Origin of the sequence: Pseudomonas sp. A-B-19, assembly GCF_019947515.1 — a bacterium.
In the GTDB taxonomy this organism is placed as follows: Bacteria; Pseudomonadota; Gammaproteobacteria; order Pseudomonadales; family Pseudomonadaceae; genus Aquipseudomonas.
The window spans coordinates 81,747-100,053 of the sequence record NZ_JAGYGN010000015.1 but is presented as its reverse complement, the minus strand read 5'-3'; the positions used below and the strand labels follow the sequence as shown (position 1 = coordinate 100,053).

4 protein-coding genes and 1 pseudogene are annotated in these 18,307 nt (G+C 60.2%); 3 read left to right on the top strand and 2 right to left on the bottom strand.

Going from position 1 to position 18,307, the window contains the following annotated elements; all coding sequences use genetic code 11:
* Positions 1 to 85: 85 nt before the first annotated feature.
* Positions 86 to 1,384 carry a mechanosensitive ion channel family protein gene (locus tag KGA81_RS17825; protein WP_223547480.1) on the bottom strand — a complete coding sequence of 433 codons (1,299 nt, stop codon included), beginning with the start codon at positions 1,382 to 1,384 and terminating at the stop codon, positions 86 to 88.
* A gap of 192 nt (positions 1,385 to 1,576) precedes the next feature.
* Here KGA81_RS17825 and KGA81_RS17820 point away from each other — a divergent pair, with 192 nt between their 5' ends.
* The gene (locus KGA81_RS17820) at positions 1,577 to 2,917 is read left to right on the top strand and encodes a DEAD/DEAH box helicase (protein ID WP_007972492.1); all 1,341 of its coding nucleotides are present in this window, start codon (positions 1,577 to 1,579) and stop codon (positions 2,915 to 2,917) included.
* A gap of 67 nt (positions 2,918 to 2,984) precedes the next feature.
* On the opposite strand, the pseudogene KGA81_RS17815 reads toward KGA81_RS17820, so the two are convergent.
* A pseudogene (locus KGA81_RS17815) lies at positions 2,985 to 3,257 on the bottom strand (hypothetical protein).
* A gap of 293 nt (positions 3,258 to 3,550) precedes the next feature.
* Between KGA81_RS17815 and KGA81_RS17810 the strand changes: the two are divergent.
* Both KGA81_RS17810 and KGA81_RS17805 read left to right on the top strand, forming a co-directional pair.
* A complete protein-coding gene (locus KGA81_RS17810) occupies positions 3,551 to 5,257 on the top strand; it encodes a ShlB/FhaC/HecB family hemolysin secretion/activation protein (RefSeq protein ID WP_223547479.1) in 1,707 nt (568 codons plus the stop codon).
* 24 nt (positions 5,258 to 5,281) lie between these two features.
* Complete coding sequence (locus KGA81_RS17805) at positions 5,282 to 18,298, top strand: DUF6883 domain-containing protein (protein ID WP_223547478.1); 13,017 nt, start codon at positions 5,282 to 5,284, stop codon at positions 18,296 to 18,298.
* The last annotated feature ends 9 nt before the right edge of the window (positions 18,299 to 18,307 follow it).

Below are 18,307 nucleotides of genomic sequence, written 5' to 3'. Positions count from 1 at the left end.
GTCAGTCGACATCACTGTTGAATGACCTGGCGCATTCGTCGGAACGCCGCCCGGAGCAAGCCCGCTCCTACAGGTTTTGACGGTGTTACACCCTGCGTTTTTCGGGTTCGGGAAGATAGCTAGCGCCCAACACCGCCGGTAATATCCCCGCACGCAAATCCGATCCGCTGGGCTGCTGATAAAGACTCAACCCGAACTCCGGCAGCACCGCTAGCAGGTAGTCGAAAATATCCCCCTGGATCCGTTCGTAATCGGCCCACGCCGTGGTGCGGGTAAAACAGTAGATTTCCAGCGGAATACCCTGGGCCGTTGTCTGCATCTGACGCACCATGCAGGTCATGTTCGGCTGGATCTCCGGGTGACTCTTCAGGTAAGCCAGCGCATAGGCGCGCAATGTGCCGATATTGGTCATCCGCCGGCGGTTGGCGGACATGGCCGCGACGTTGCCCTGGGCTTCGTTCCAGGCCTTGAGTTCGGCCTGTTTGCGGGTCATGTAGTCAGTGAGCAAGTGCACCTGGGACAGCTTCTGCTCTTCGTCGTCACGCAGAAAGCGTACGCCGCTGGCGTCGATGAACAGGCTGCGTTTGATCCGGCGGCCACCGGAAGCCTGCATGCCGCGCCAGTTCTTGAATGACTCGGACATCAGGCGCCAGGTCGGGATCGAGACGATAGTCTTGTCGAAGTTCTGCACCTTGACCGTGTGCAGCGTGATATCCACCACATCGCCGTCGGCGCCCACCTGGGGCATCTCGATCCAGTCGCCGACCCGCAGCATGTCGTTGCTGGTCAACTGCACGCTGGCGACGAACGACAGCAGGGTGTCCTTGTAGACCAGCAGAATCACCGCCGACATGGCACCCAGACCCGAGAGCAGCAACAGCGGCGAGCGGTCGATCAGCGTGGCGACGATGATGATCGCGCCAAACACGTACAACACCATTTTCGCCAATTGCACATAGCCTTTGATCGAACGGGTGCGGGCATGCTCGGTGCGGGCGTAGATGTCCAGCAGGGCATTGAGCAGGGCGCTGACCGACAGCAGCAGAAACAGCAAGGTGAAGGACAGCGCGACGTTGCCGAGGAAATTCAGACTGGTCTTGCTCAGGTCCGGCACCAGATTGAGACCAAACTGGAGCACCAGCGAAGGCGTGATCTGCGCCAGGCGATGGAACACCTTGTTTTGCAGGAAATCATTGATCCAGTGCAAGGTCGGCTGGCGGCCGAGCATTTTCGTCGAGTGCAGAATGAGGTAGCGCGCCACCCGTCCGAGGAACAGCGCAATCGCCAACAGCAGCAACAGCGACAGGCTGGAGTGCACGAGCGGGTGCTGGTCGAGGGCACCCCAGAGGTCCAGGACGTTGGTCCAGAGCTGTTTGATATCCATGGTCAAAACGATTCTTCTGTAAGGCGCGAGAGGGGGATTAGAGCATTTAAGAGGCTTTGTATTACGTTTCGGGAAAAATCAGGCAACAAAAAACCAACTGTTTACCGCCATTTGTATAAAGAAACTCGGCCTGAGCGCTCGAAACCGTTACCCTATGCAGCTGTTTTTTTGCATTTCTTCGAGGTAGCACCCGTGTTTTCCCAATTCGCCCTGCACGAACGCCTGCTCAAAGCCGTGGCCGAGCTGAAATTTGTCGAGCCAACGCCTGTGCAAGCCGCGGCCATCCCGCTGGCGCTCCAGGGGCGTGACCTGCGGGTGACGGCGCAAACCGGTAGCGGCAAAACCGCTGCATTCGTTTTGCCCATCCTCAACCGTCTGATCGGCCCGGCGAAAATCCGCGTCAGCATCAAGACCCTGATCCTGCTGCCGACCCGCGAACTGGCCCAGCAGACGCTCAAAGAAGTTGAACGCTTCTCGCAGTTCACCTTCATCAAGTCCGGCCTGATCACTGGCGGCGAAGACTTCAAGGTCCAGGCCGCCATGCTGCGCAAGGTGCCGGACATCCTGATCGGTACGCCGGGCCGGATGATCGAGCAGTTGAATGCCGGCAACCTCGACTTGAAAGAAGTTGAAGTGCTGGTGCTCGACGAAGCCGACCGCATGCTCGACATGGGCTTCGCCGAAGACGTGCAGCGTCTGGTGGACGAGTGCACCAACCGTCAGCAGACCATGCTGTTCTCCGCCACCACCGGTGGTTCGGGGCTGCGCGAGATGATCGCCAAGGTCCTGAACAACCCTGAGCACTTGCAGCTCAATGCGGTCAGCCAGCTGAACGACACCACCCGCCAGCAAATCATTACCGCTGACCACAACCAGCACAAAGAACAGATCGTCAACTGGCTGCTGGCCAACGAGACCTACCAGAAGGCCATCGTCTTCACCAACACCCGCGCCATGGCCGACCGCATCTACGGCCGCCTGGTGGCGCAGGAATACAAAGCGTTCGTGCTGCACGGCGAGAAAGACCAGAAGGATCGCAAACTGGCGATCGACCGCCTGAAGCAGGGCGGCGTGAAAATCCTCGTGGCCACTGACGTCGCCGCCCGCGGCCTGGACGTGGATGGTCTGGACCTGGTGATCAACTTCGACATGCCTCGCAGCGGCGACGAATACGTGCACCGCATCGGTCGTACCGGCCGCGCCGGCAACGATGGCCTGGCCATTTCGCTGATCTGCCATGGCGACTGGAACCTGATGTCGAGCATCGAGCGCTACCTCAAGCAGAGCTTCGAGCGCCGTACCATCAAGGAAGTCAAAGGTACCTACGGCGGACCGAAAAAGGTCAAGGCCTCGGGCAAGGCCGTCGGCGTGAAGAAGAAAAAGACCGACGCCAAGGGCGACAAGAAGAAAACCGCCGCCAAGACCCCGACCAAGCGCAAGAGCGCCAACCGGCCGAAGAGCGATTCGCTGGTCAGCAAGGACGGCATGGCCCCGCTCAAGCGCCGCAAACCGGAAGCTCCGGCTGCTGAATAAGCCGATGCCGTGACCAAAAAAACCGGACAAATGTCCGGTTTTTTTATGTGCGAAATTCCTCGATCAATCAGCTTTGGGCTTTCTTGTCCGCCGTCTGCTGCTTCTTCAAACGCGGATCAATCAACGGTATTTATCCGGCAAATCCTTGCTGGCTGTGTCTAGGTCCATCTTCTGCAACTCGTCGTTGGTCTCTTTGGTTTTGGCCGGATTTTGCTCGGTGAGCTTGGCCACTCCCAGGCCAGTTGCTCGCGCTTGGCGGTGGCTTCCCTGGGGGGCAGGCCCAATCGGGTAGGGTGCAGGCGAAGTTAGTGGCGAGGGTGAGCGTCAGAAGGGATTTCATGAGAGGCCTCAGGATCCGTGTTGGGCGGTTAATAGGTTGGGGTTGTGGGGTTCAGGACGTTCATACAGCTGCTTCTGTAGGGTAAATACGCTCTCGGAAATACCGTCGCTTGGCCGTCGCTTTTCCCCCCTTGCGTCAAGAAACGTCCTGCATACCGGTCGGAAGCGCCTGATTTAACCGCTACCGTTCGTTCCTCATACTTTTCGAATGGATCCACTATTTGACGTCAATATGATGGCTCTTTAATATTTCGCCACTATTGTGCTATCACCTTCCACTTCGAGGGATCGAACATGTACTCACCCGCCCTAGGGGCGAGTTTGTGCCTGGCTTTGCTGTGCCTTTCTCCGCTGAATTCTGCTAATGCAGCCACCACCCCGGGTGACACTGATCTCATCCGCGAACGTCAGGATCGTCTGCTCGAAGAGCAGCGTCGGCGTCTCGAAGAGCTCAAGGAATTGCCCGGTAAGGCAGCCAAACCCGTTCAACCCGCGGCGCCTGCGGACACCCGTTGTTTCCCCATCACAGACATCGAACTCAAGGGCGCCGACAGCCTTTCCGATAGCGAAAAAAACCGTTTGCTCAAGCCTTACATCGGCCAGTGCCTGGGTGTCACGCAGCTCAACGAACTGCTGAAAGTCATCACCGATCACTACATCGAAAAAGGCCTGGTCACCAGTCGGGCCTATTTGCCGCAGCAGGATTTGTCCGGCGGGCACCTGAAGGTGCTGGTGGTCGAGGGCAAACTCGAAGGGTTGAAAGGCGCGCAGGGCAGCCAGCTGTCGGACCGGGAGCTGGGCATGGCATTCCCCGGAAAAACCGGTGAGCTGGTCAACCTGCGCGAAATCGAGCAACTGGTCGATCAACTCAACCGCTTGCCATCGAATCAGGCACAGATGGAGTTGGCACCGGGCCAGAACGTTGGCGGCAGTGAAGTGTTGGTCAAGAACACCCCGCAGAAGCCTTGGCGCGCCGGGTTGTCCCGCAGCAACGACGGCCTGCGCAGCACCGGCGAGCAGCAGTGGGGCACGACGTTTGATTGGGACAGCCCGCTGGGGCTGGCCGATCAGTTGAATCTGCGAGGCGGTCACGATGCGGTGAGCGATCACCAGCACACCTCCAGCAACGCATTGCTCAATTACAGCCTGCCGTGGGGCTGGTGGAATTTCAGTTACACCTACAGCCAGAGTGACTATCGCTCATTGGCCCAAGCCAACGGCTTCAACTTCAAACAGACCGGCGACAGCGAAAACCATCAGCTACACGCTGAACGGGTGATTCATCGCGATGCCGTGAGCAAGACCTCGCTCAGCACCGGCCTGTCGTACCTGCGCACCAACAACTTCATCGAAGACAGCAAGCTCAAGCTGAGCAGTAACCGCCTCAGCGAAGCACAGTTCGGGATCAACCACGGTCGGCGAGTCGGCAGCGCCTTCGTCAACCTCGACCTCGGGATGCAAGAGGGTATCGGTGTGTTCGATGCGCAGGGCGACGATCACCCAGGCCCTGGCGAACCAAACGCGCGTTACCGCAAATACACCGCCACGGCGAGCTACTTGCAGCCGTTCAAGCTGTGGGGCGAGTCGCTCAGTTTCAGCAGCCTGATGACCAGCCAGCGCAGTGAAGACGTACTGTTCGGCCCGCAGCGCCTGAGTCTTGGCGGGTTGTCGTCGATCCGTGGTTACAAGGACCAATCCCTGTCCGGTGACAGCGGCGGTTACTGGCGCAACGACCTGCGCTGGAGCCGACAGGTCACCCTGGATTGGCTGCGCCCGGTGTTCGCTGAATACGGCACCGGCCTCGGCTATGACCAGGGCGTGATTCGCAACGATCGCTACAACGGCGATCAACACGGGCGCCTGTCCAGCAACGCGGTGGAGGTGTTTGCTCGCGGCCAGCACCTCGCCGCCAGCGTGACCTTTGCCCATTCCCTGGAACGTCCGGACGCCCTGACCGAGCGCGAAGCGCCGATCTGGTTCCGGATGGATTTTTTTCTCTGATTTCGCCTCACCGAGACCTTCGACATGGACGCCCGCCAATTCGCCTTTCTGAGCCGCCAGCCTTCTGCTGCAGTGAAATCGCGCGAGCATTTCCTGGGCATGCCCAAGCGCGGATTGGCGTTCCTGTTGGCGAACGTGATGTTCTGGCAACCGCTGTGGGCGCAGGCCGACGGCATCGTGGTGGCCACGCCGGGCACCAGCCTCGGGCAGGCGGGCAACGGCGTGCCGATCGTCAACATCGCCGCGCCCAATGCCAGCGGGCTGTCGCATAACCAGTTTCACGATTACAACGTCGGCACCCAAGGCGTCATTCTCAACAACGCCACCGCGCGTACTCAAGCAACCCAACTGGGCGGGATCATCGTCGGCAACCCGAACTTCAATGGGGTCGCCGCGCAGACCATCCTCAACGAAGTCAACGGCGGCAGCCCGAGCCAACTCAACGGTTACACCGAAGTGGCCGGTCAATCGGCACGGGTCATTGTCGCCAACCCGTATGGCATCAGTTGCAACGGCTGCGGCTTCATCAATACCCCGCGCGTGACATTAACCACCGGTAAACCGGTGCTGGATAACGGGCGCGTGGATCGTTATCAGGTGGATCAGGGCAGCGTCTCCATCGACGGCGCAGGCCTGAACGCCAACAACGTCGACAGCTTCGAAATCATCACCCGCAGCGCGAAGATCAACGCCGAGATTCAAGCGAACAACCTGACGATTGTGGCCGGTCGCAACGACGTCAACGCCCTGACGCTCAGTGCGACTGCTCGCGCCGATGACGGCAGCGCCAAACCACAATTGGCCATCGACAGTTCGGCGCTGGGTGGCATGTACGCCGGGGCGATCAAACTGGTCGGCACCGAGGCCGGCGTCGGGGTGAAGCTGGCCGGTAACCTGGCCGCCAGTGGCGGTGACATCCAGATCGATGCCAATGGTCATTTGAGCCTGGCCCAGACTGCTGCCGCGGGTGCAGTCAACGTCACAACCGCGAGCCTCGATGCCCAGGGACCGGTTTATGCGGGCACCAGCCTTGCAGTCACCACCTCGGGAGACCTCAACACACAACAAAACCTCGCTGCCCGCGACCGCGTCAGCCTGTCCAGCGGTGGGCAACTGAGCAATCAGGCGGTGATCGAAGCCGGCATCAACGCCGACAACAGCCGCAACACCAGCGGTGATGTCAGCCTCGCGGCGCAGAACCTCACCAACAGTGGCAGCGTGATCGCCAGCCGTTCGCTGCAAGCCACCGTGGCACAGACCCTGTCCAACCAGGGTGGGACGCTGAATGGTCAAGGCAGCACGCAACTCTCCACCTCGACCCTGGATAACCGTCAGAAAGGTCGAGTGCTGAGCCAGGGCAGCCTGGGCGTCACCGCCAATCAGGTGTTGAACAGCCAGGGCGGACTGATCACCAGTACTGGCAACCTCAATGCCAACGCCGGGTATCTGGATAACAGCGGCGGTGAACTGTCCAGCCTGGCAGTCAGTACCGTGCAGGTGGGGGCTCTGGATAACGTTGCCGGTTTGATCGGCGCCGGGCAGAGCCTGAGTATCGCCGCCAGTGGCCTGATGAATAATCAGGGGGGGCGTGTCCTTGCCCAGCAGGACCTGCAGATCAGCGCGGGTGCACTGGACAACAGTCAGCAAGGTTCGCTGGTCAGTCAAAGCGCGTTGGGCCTGAATGTGGCGGGGACGTTGGACAACCATCAGCAAGGCAAGCTGTTCAGTGGCGGCGCGCTGACTGCTCAAATTGCCGGAGCACTGCTCAATCAGTTCGGGCTGATCAACGCGGGCGGCAATCTGCAACTCACCGCCAATACGCTGGACAACCGCAACGCCCAACTGTCGAGTGTCGGCGATCTGAGATTAAGTGCCAGTCAGGCGGACAACCGCAGCGGCCAGATCCTGGCTAACGGCGACATCGCCCTGAGCCTCGACGGCTTGAACAATCAGCTCAATGGCGTGATCGCCGGGCAGCGTGATGTCCAGCTCAGCGCCGGGCAGTTGGATAACAATGGTGGCAGTGTATCCGGCGTGGGTGGATTGACCGTGACTAGCAGTGGCGCGATTGCCAACCAGCGCGGCGCCCTGCTGACCAACGCCGGTCTGACCCTGACCAGCGGCAGTCTTGATAACAGCCAGCAAGGTCGCATCGCCGGTAACGGCGTGGTCCTCCAAACTGGCGCGTTCACCAACCAGCAAGGCGGGAGCCTGACCAGCACCGGTGCGCTCAGCCTCACGGCCGGCCAAGTGGACAACAGTGTGGCTGGCCGCATCGCCAGCGCCATGGCATTGACCGCCACCGTCACCGGCCTCGATCAGCACGCGGGCGGGCAATTGTTCAGCAGCACCGATGTCACCCTGGACTTGAGCAATGGCCAGTTGAACAACCAGGGTGGGTTGCTGACGGCACCGGGTCAACTGCTGCTGAAAAACCTCAATGTCGTCGCCAACCAGGGCGGTGAAATTTCCAGTGCCAAGGCGTTCAGCCTGACGGCGCAAAGCCTCGACAACACGGACGGCAAGCTGCTCAGCGACCAGGGTTTGACCGTGCGCCTCAATCAGGCGTTGACCAACGTCAGAGGCTTGATTTCGGCCGCGAGTGTGGAGGCACGCGCCGCTCGGCTCGACAACAGCAACGGCAGCATCAGCAGCGATGCCGACCTGAGCCTGCAACTGGCTGGCGCGCTGCTCAATCAGAGCGGTGAACTGTCCAGCGCCGGCAACACCACCCTCGTTGCCATGAGCCTGGGCAACGCAGGTGGCCAGGTGCTGGCCGATCAGCGCCTGAGCCTGATGATCAGCGGCGCCGTGGATAACCAGGCCGGTACGTTGGGGGCCGGGCAAGGGCTAAGCGTCAGCGCCGCAAGTCTGGATAACAGTCAGGCGGGTAGCCTGGTGACTGACGGTAACCTCGACCTCGGCCTCGGCGGCTTGCTGAACAACCAGAGCGGCGGCAGCGTGCAGGCCAAGGGCCTGATGAACCTGCAAAGCCTGAGCCTGGATAACCGCGGTGGTCGCATCTCGGGCAAAGATCTGCTGACCTTGCGCAACGGCTCGTCGGACAATCGCGGCGGTGTCATTCGTGCCGACAAGGGCGTGCAGCTCTACATCGATCAACTGGATAACCGCCAGCAAGGTCTGCTCAGCAGCAAGGCCGGTATAGGTTTCACCGGCCAGCGTCTGGATAATCAGGGCGGCTTGCTAAGCGCTGTGGGCCTCGTGCAGTTGCAAGCAGGCGTCGTGCTCAACAACGCCGGTCGCATCGCCAGTCAGAGCGACCTGAACGCCAGCATCGACGCGTTGACCCAGCAGGGCGGCGAACTGGTCGCCCAAGGCACGCTGACGCTGACGGGCACCAAACTGGATAACCGCCAGGGTGGTTTGGTCGGGGCGACAAAGGCGCTGAAACTCAATGTCGATGACATCGACAACCGCGCGGGCGAAATCTCCAGCCAGGTCGAGGTTGGCATCAATGGCCAGCAACTGAACAACAGCGACGGCGGCAAGGTGCTGGCGGGCACCGCACTGGGCCTGAGCGTCGCCAAACTGATCAACCAGAACAAGGGTCTACTGTTCGGCGACACGCTCAGCCTCACCGGCGCTAGCCTGAACAACGCCGGCGGCACGCTGGCCAGCCAGAACGACCTTAGCCTCGACCTTACAGGCGATCTGGACAACAGCGCAGGCCTGCTCAGCAGCGAAGCTGCTTTGACGGTCAATGCCGCCAGCCTGAATAACGGCGCGGGCAGTCTGTCCAGCGCCGGTGCGTTGAGCGTCACCACCACCGGGGGATTGAGCAACCAGGGTGGTTCGATCACCACCGACGCCGGTCTGACCCTCCACAGTGGCAGCCTCGATAACCGAAACAGCGGCGTGCTGTCCGGCAAAAGCGCAACCCGCGTCAGCACCGGCGCGTTCGACAACAGCCACGGTGGTCGCCTGACCAGTGTCAACACCCTGGACCTGAACGCTGCTCAAGTGATCAACCAGGACCATGGCCGGATTGCCAGTGCCATGGCGCTGACTGCAACAGTCACGGGCCTCGACCAGCAGGGCGGTGAGCTGTTCAGCAACACCGCATTGAGCCTCGATTTGAACCACGGCCAGTTGAACAACCAGGGTGGCTTGATCAATGCCCCCGGTGCGTTGCTGCTGAAAAATCTCAACGCTGTCGCCAACCAGAACGGCGAAATTTCCAGCGCCCAAGCCTTTACTGTTGACGCTCAAACACTCGACAACAACGGCGGCAAGCTGCTCAGTAATCAAGCGCTGACGTTGCGACTGGCGCAGGCGATGAGCAACATCAACGGCATCATTTCCGCTGCCGCGCTGAACGCCCACAGCGCCAGTCTGGACAACAACGGCGGTTTGATCAGCAGCCGTGATGGCCTGAGTCTGGCCGTTGACAACAGCTTCACCAACCACAACGGCACCTTGATCGCCGACGGCAATCTGCTGCTCAGCGCAACTACAGTGGACAACAGCCTCGGCCAGATCGCTGGCAAACAAGATGTCGCTGCCACCGTTGGCAGCTTGCAGCAACAGGGCGGGCAGTTGATCGCCCAAGGTAATCTGAGCCTGACCGGCGATCGCCTGGACAACCGCCTGAACGGTTTCGTCGGTGCGACAGGCACACTGGATATCAAGGTTGGCAATGTCGACAACCGTGGTGGCGAACTCTCCACCAAGGGCAACCTGACCCTGGTCGGCCAGCAACTGGACAACAGTGACAATGGACAAATTCTTGCCCAGAACACCCTGTTGCTGACAGTCGATCAAATCGTCAACCGCAATAAAGGCCTGCTCTCTGGCAAGACCGGATTAAGCGTGACCGGCACCGGGCTGGATAACACCAGCGGATCCTTGCTCAGCCAGCAGAGCATCGACGTTGACCTCGGCGCTACGCTGGACAACAGCCTCGGTCTGTTCAGCAGCGAAGGCACACTCGGTGTTCGCGCAGGCACGCTGATCAACACAGCGGGCAGCCTGTCCAGCGCCGGCACTCTGAGCGTCAGCAGTGTGGGGGCAATCAGCAATCAGGGCGGGCAGTTGGTCAGCGATGCCGACCTCGACTTGCACAGCGCCAGCCTCGATAACCGGCAGCAAGGCACGATCAGCGGCAAAGGCCCCCTCACGATTCAAACCGGTGCCTTCGACAACAGCCAGAGTGGCCGCGTCAGTAGCGCCGGTCGCCTCGACCTGAGCGTCGCACAACTGACCAACCAGGCAGGCGGCAGCATCGGCAGTAGCGATGCACTGACCGTCAGCGCCACAGGGCTGGACCAGCAAAACGGTACCTTGTTCAGCAACAGTGCCTTGACCCTCGACTTGAACAACGGCCAGTTGAACAACCAGAACGGTCTGATCAATGCGCCGCTTCTGCTGCTGAAAAACCTCAACGGCGTCGCTAACCAGAGCGGAGAAATCTCCAGCGCCCAAGCCTTTACCCTGGCGTCGCAAACCTTCGACAACAGCGGCGGCAAACTGCTGAGCAACCTGGGCCTGACCCTGCGCGTCAATCAAGCGCTGAGCAACGTCAACGGCATGATTGCCGGCGCCAATGTTGATGCGCGCGCCGGCACGCTGGACAACCGCGGCGGCCTCCTGACCAGCCGAGGCAACCTCGCGCTTAACGTCAATGGTTTGCTGAGCAACCAGAGTAACGGTCTGATCAACGCGGCGCAGACGCTCAATGTCGCTTCCGCCGACCTCAACAACCAGGGTGGCCAATTGCTCGGCGGCACGGCGCTGACGGTCAACGCGGCGGCCCTGGACAATAGCGCCTATGGCTTGATCAACAGCCAGGGCGGATTGAGCCTGACTGCCAACAACCTGGACTCCAGCAATGGCGGCGAAGTGTCGGCCAAAGGCGCTATCGGCCTGAATCTTGGTGCATTGACCCAGAACGGCGGTCGCTTGCTGGGCGATGCCGGTATCACGCTTGACCTGGGCGGTGGAGACCTGAGCAACAACAACGGTTTGATCACTGCCAAAGGGCCGCTGGCCATCAGCCGCCTGCGCGATCTGAACAACCGCGGTGGCGAAATTTCCAGCACCCAGAGCTTTACTCTGGCTGGGCGCACCTTCGACAACAGCAGCGGCAAACTGATCAGCAGTAACCTGCTGGGCCTCGATGCCACCGGCGGCCTGCTCAACCAGAACGGCCTGATCTCCGGTTGGCAGGGTCTGGATGTCCATGCTGGTAGCCTCGATAACCGCAACAACGGCACACTTTCCAGCCGCAGTGGCAACCTCGGCGTAACCTTGAGTGGTGACTTGCTCAACAGCGATGCCGGTGCACTCGTCAGCCTGAAAAACCTCAACGTCAATGCAGCGAACCTGGACAACAGCAACGGCGGCGTCCTCTCCAGCGGTGGTGCCCAGACTTTGACGGTCAGCGGCCTGCTGAACAACGCCCAAGATGGTTTGGTCGACAGCGGTGCAGCTCTTGTCATGCAAGCCATGACCCTCGGTAACGCGGCGGGTGCGATCAACGCGCAACAGAGCTTGAGCTTCACTGGCACCGCCCTGGACAACACTGCGGGCAGCCTGGTCGGCAATGGCACGGTCAGCCTCGATCTGCTCGGCGTCTTGACCAACACCAACGGCAAACTCGCCAGTGCCGGCCCGCTACTGATTCAAGGTGCGAGCCAGATCAACAACCGGGGCGGGCAACTGGCGAGCCAGTCTCTGCTGACCCTGCTCACCGGTGGCCTGGACAACAGCGATCGCGGCACCGTGGCCGCCAACGGTCAACTATTGCTCACGGCAACGGGCGCCGTGCAGAACAACGCCGATGGCTTGATCTACAGCAACAATGGTGGCGTGCAACTGCAAGCCGCGAGTCTGGCCAACAGTCATGGCGTGCTGCAAAGCCAGGGTGCGTTGAGCCTCACTGTCGCCGGTGACATCGACAACCATAGCGGTCGCATCATTGCCCAAGGCAGCGACCTGACCGTCATCGCAGGCAATCTCGACAACCGTGGCGGCGTGTTGGCCAGCCTGCAAGGCACGTTCAGCGCCCACCTCACCGGCGTGCTGAAAAACGGCTACGACCCAAGCAACAACAACCAGGGCGGCGTCACCCAGGCCCAGCGTCTGGACCTGACCGCGCTGGCCGGCATCGACAACTACGGTGGGCGTATCGCCGCGCAAGCCGGCGATGCAATCATCCATACCGCTGACTTCGACAACCGCAATGGCGGCCTCTATGCAACGGGTCGAGTCAGCGTCACTGGCAATAACTTCGACAACAGCGGCAGCAATGACGGCCAGATCGCCGGCAGCCAGATCGACCTGACCCTGAGCGGTGCTCTGAACAACCGCCTGGGTGTCATCGAAAGCGACAGTACCCTGGCGATCACCGCCGCGAGTATCGACAACCAGACGGGCCAACTACGTGCCCTCGGCACCGGGGGCGCTACCCAATTCAACATCGGTGGCTTGTTCGATAACCGTAATGGCACCGTCGAAAGCGCCAATAGTGACCTGACCCTTGCCGCCGGCAGCTTCCTTAACACTGGCGGCACGCTGTTGCATGTCGGCACCGGCACTTTTGGCCTGTCCATGGCCAACGTCGTCAACGCCGGCGGCAGTGTGATCACCCGTGGCGGCCTGACTCTAAACGCGGACACCTGGACTAACAGCAGCGTCATTCAGGCCGGGCGACTGAACGTCAACGTCAACAACTTCAACCAAACCGCCGGCGGCCAACTCCTGGCCTCCGACAGTTTCACGGGCAGCGGTGGCAACTGGTACAACGATGGGTTGATTGCCAGCGGTGGCAGCCTTGCCCTCAACCTGGGCGGTGTTTATAGCGGTAATGGCAGCGTGAGCAGTGTCGGCAATCTTGGTCTGAGTGCTGCGCAGATCGACCTTACCTCTGTGGCGAGTATCACGGCTGGCGCCAGTGGGACCGTCGGTAGCAGTGGCAGCCTGACCAACCTCGGACGCCTCACTTCAGCCGGGGCACTGACCGTCAATGCCGCCTACCTGAACAACCAGGGCACCCTGGGCAGTGGCGCCAACCTGCGCGTCAACGCCCCCACCATCCTCAACCAGAATGGTCTGATCTTCAGCGGCGGCGACATGGCGCTGCGCACTGATAACTTCACCAACCGCTACGCGGATGTCTATGGCCTCGGCAACGTCAGCATCGCCAAGGACGACAACAATGGGTTGAGTGCTTCGATCTCCAACGTGTCGGCGACCATCGAGAGCGGTGGCGACCTGAGCCTGGCGTCCAACTCCATCGAGAACCGCAAGGACGTATTCCAGACCACAGGCGGGTTGGTCTCTGGCGAGATAGGCGTGCAGTGCTACACCTGTTCTTCGCTCGATCCTCTTGCCCCGTTGGGCTTGAACAGTTACGCGGTCTGGGTGGAAAACTACCAGTCGCAAATTGTCCAGGATTCGGCCTCGGCCAGTATGACGGCTGGGCGTAACTTTCTGGCAAGCGGCGGGGTGTTCCTCAATCAGGCGTCGACCCTCAGCGCAGGAAATAACCTCACGTTCAACCTGCAGACCTTTACGAATCAAGGGGCTTCTGTAGGCGACTATAACGTGCGGCGATCTATTGCTCTTACTGCAGGGCAACAGACTTCCGATTTGAATCTATGGAATTCGATCATGGCTTACAACGCTGCCAATGATCCTTCCTACGATCCGGGATCATTGGGATACGTCGGCGGCAGCAACCCGACTTTCTCAAGGCCTAATCTCCATTTCTGGAACAGTTCCGGTGCCGAATCCGTAATACAGGTGGCACCTCACCCTGGCGGCAAAAACCTGGAAACCTACATTAGGTTTGGTTCGGTATATATCACCGTGCCTGCTGGATCCCTATGGTACGACTTTGCGCTTCCTCATTACGGCGATGGTGTCCGGACTGCTGCACCGGCTGCAATCCAGAACGCCACCTTCTTTGAGAACACCGTCACCTACAACAGTCCGTCAACTTATGCCAACGCTGTAGTGCAGGCAGGCGGCGCAGTCAGTATCACCGCGTCGCAAAATCTCACCAACAGTGTGATCCGCGAAGGGGTGGTCATCGGTTCCGGTGTATCACGCGTCGGCTCGACCCAGCTCAATGGGCAGCCCGCCCCAACCATCGTCAATCTCAACGGCCAACTACCACCCAACCTGGCCCAACAGCAGGTCAATCCCCTGACACTACCGGGCTTCAACCTGCCCACCGGCCAAAACGGCCTGTTCCGCCTGAGCGAGCAGGGCGGCAGCGCTGCCCAGGCAACTCAGGCTAACGCTGCGCCACAAAGCTGGACCTTTGGTGGTGCCAGTGTCGCCTTGGCTCAACGCGACCAGACCGTACCGAATGCTCAGGTGCGCGATATCCAGCTGAGCGATATCACGCAGACCTCGGCCGCCAGCCGTCAGGTGGTTGCGGATGCCCGTCAAGGTGCTGGCGTTTTCAGCAACGCATCGTCGATCAATGTCACGGCGCCGAGCGATGGCGGTGCCGGCAGCGTCGTCGTGCCGGGGCACAGCGCCGATGCGCCCGCAGCCACCGTGGTCAACGTTGTAACCGGCGCGAACCTCGCCAGTCAGCCGAGTGTCGTCGCTCCGCTGCCCGGCCAGACATCGCCTGCCATTGCGCAACTCACTCCGGCAGCCAGCCAAACCGTCACCCGAGTGCAAGGCCTGCCCAGCAGCAGCGGTCAGTCCAAGCCGCCAAAATACCTGATCGAAACCAACCCGGTGCTCACCGACCTCAAGCAGTTCATGAGCTCGGACTACCTGCTGGGCAACCTCGGCTACGATCCTGACGACAGCGCCAAACGCCTCGGCGATGGTCTGTATGAACAACGCCTGATTCAGCAAGCGGTGGTCGCCCGTACCGGTCAACGTTTTCTCGACGGCCTGACCTCGGACGAGGCCATGTTCAAGTACCTGATGAACAACGCCATCGCCAGCAAGGACGCGTTGAATCTGTCGCTTGGCGTATCCCTCACCGCCGAACAGGTTGCAGCACTCACCCACGACATCGTCTGGATGGAAACCATGCAGGTCAACGGCGAGGACGTGCTGGTGCCGGTGCTGTACCTGGCCCACGCCAACAACCGCCTGGCACCCAACGGGGCGCTGATCCAGGGCAGCGACGTGACCCTGATCGCCGGCCAGGATCTGAACAACGCCGGTACTCTGCGTGCTGGCAACAATCTGGCCGCCATGGCCGGCAACGACCTGGTCAACAGCGGCTTGGTCGAAGCCGGCAATCGCCTGGACCTGCTGGCGGGAAACAACCTCGTCAATAAGGCCGGCGGCATCATCGCGGGCCGTGACGTCACCCTGACTGCCGTCAACGGTGACCTGATCAACGAGCGCAGCGTGACCACCGCGCAAGCTCGCAACGGTGATTTCAGCACCAGCAAAGACTACGCCGACAGCGCCGCCCGCATCGAAGCGGCCAACGACCTGACCATCAAGGCTGGTCGTGACGTCAACAACATCGGCGGGGTGCTCCAGAGCGGACGCGACACTACGATCAACGCCGGTCGGGATGTGAACCTGGTGTCCGCGCAGGCCGAAAACAAGCTTGCGAGCGGCAGCAGCTTTCTCAACCAAAACATCACCCAGATGAGTGGCTCCGTCAGCGCCGGTCGTGACCTCTCGGTCAACGCGGGGCGTGACATCAGCGTCATCGCCAGTCAGATCACCGCCAAACGCGACATCGCCCTGGCCGCCACGGACAACCTCACCTTGGCCGCGGCAGCGGACGAGGAGCATAGCTACAGCAAAAGCAAAAAAGTCACGACGCAGCAAGACCACGTCAGCCAGGTCGGTACCAGCCTCAGCGCCGGCGGCAACGTCGCCCTGAGCGCCGGCCAGGACCTGACCCTGCTCTCCAGCCGGGTCAGCGCCGGTGACGAAGCCTACCTGGTGGCCGGCGGCAATCTTGAGTTGCTGGCGGCACAGGACAGCGATTATTCGCTGTACGACATGAAGAAAAAGGACAGCTTCGGCGGCGGCAGTCAGACGAAACGCGACGAAGTCACCGATGTGAAAAACATCGGCAGCGAAATCAAGACCGGTGGGGATCTGACGCTGATCAGCGGCGGTGATCAACGTTATCAGGGCGCCAAGCTCAACAGCGGTAACGACCTGACCCTCGAGAGCGGTGGCGGCATCACGTTCGAGGCGGTCAAGGACCTGCACCAGGAGAGCCACGAGAAGAGCAAAGGCGATCTGGCCTGGAACTCAGCGTCAGGCAAGGGCCAGACCGACGAAACGCTGCGCCAGAGCACGCTGGTACACCAGGGCGAATTGGCGATCAAGGCTGCCGATGGCTTGAAGATCGATCTCAAGCAGATCGACCAGAAGTCCGTGAGTCAGACCATCGACGCCATGGTGCAGGCCGATCCCAATCTGGCGTGGTTGAAAGACGCCGAAGCCCGTGGCGACGTCAACTGGCAACTGGTCAAGGAGCTGCATGACTCCTTCAAATACAGCAGCTCAGGCTTGGGTGTCGGTGCTCAATTGGCCATCGCCATCGTCATGGCGGCGTTTGTCGGTCCGGCAGCTATGGGGGCATTGGGAGGAACCGGTGCAGTGGCAGCTGGTGGCGCGGCCATTGCCACCGGGGCAGCGACCACTGCTTCGATCAGTCTGATCAATAACAAGGGCAATCTCGGTGCCGTCATCCAAGACGTGACGTCCCGTGACGCCCTCAAGGGATATGCCATCGCAGGTATCACAGCAGGTTTGACTGCCGGCTACTTCGACGACTTGACTGGCACCACCACAGATATCAATACCGGCAAGATCACCACCAACCTGAGTAAATGGAAAGGTATCGGGCAGTTCGCGGCCAAGCAGGGTTTACAAAATGGCACGTCGACGGCGCTGAGCAAGATCATGGGCCAAGGTGGCGACTTGGGCGATGCTTTGCAAAGCACGTTGTTCAATACCCTGGCAGCGGCCAGCTTCAACGCCGTGGGTGGCTACACCAAGGACCTGTATGCCGACGGCAGCCTGCAAAAAATCGCGATCCACGCCATGGTCGGTGGTTTGTTGGCCCAAGTCAGTGGCGGTGATTTCAGGACCGGAGCGTTGGCCGCGGGTGCCAACGAGGCGATGGTCGATCAGCTCAACACGTGGGTTGACGGCGACCAAAATCTGCTGAGCATGAGTTCGCAGTTGGTGGGGATGTTGGCAGCGGCTACGCAGAAGGATGCCGACATCGACGACCTTAACACCGGGAAATGGGTGGCGGAAAATGCCACGCAGTACAACTACCTCAATCACAAAGAACTGGACAACTTCGAGCGGGAGACAAGTGCCTGTAAGGCTAAAGGCAACTGTGATGAAGTGCAGGAAAAATACCGCCAGCTAAGCGTTGCTAACGACGATGCACTTGCGGCGGCATGCTCTTCAAGCCCAGCAAATTGCTTGCAAACCTACGGGTATCTGGCTGCCGAGCGTGTGGAAACCCAGAAAAAAATCGAAGCGTTGTATGCCAACGACTCGATTCCGTTTGAGTTCAAAGCGGATCTGAACCGCTACAATATGCAGAATATTGCTGCGATGGGGCAGTTGATACATGCAGATACGGCACTCGGTCTAGAGGGGCAAGGACTGTCGTCGGAGCAAGCCAAATGGGGCGCTACCCTCGCTGAGGCGATGGCGGGTGCTATTCTTGCTGGGAAGGCTGTTGGTGCAAAAGGGGGTATGGTAAAAGCTGTCGACGGCGCACTTCCCAATGCTGGGGAGGCAGTAATTGATCCTAACAAGCTGACATCCTATGCATTGAATCCACAGCATCCGGTAGGTGGAGATAAGGCAAGGGTCTTTGAATCAGCACTAGGTTACAACCAGTCCAACGCTGATCAGCTAATTGGGGGAATTCAGCAAGGCGTGTTGACCAATCCAGCGGTAATGGGAAAAGTAGACCAGTTCGGGCAACGGTTCACAGTGGACATGCCGATCACGGGGCCAAACGGGAATACCGTTATGGTCAGAACCGGTTGGGTGCTTGATCCTGGGGCAACCGTACCTAGACTTGCAACTGCATATGTGAAGTGAGGAGTGTGA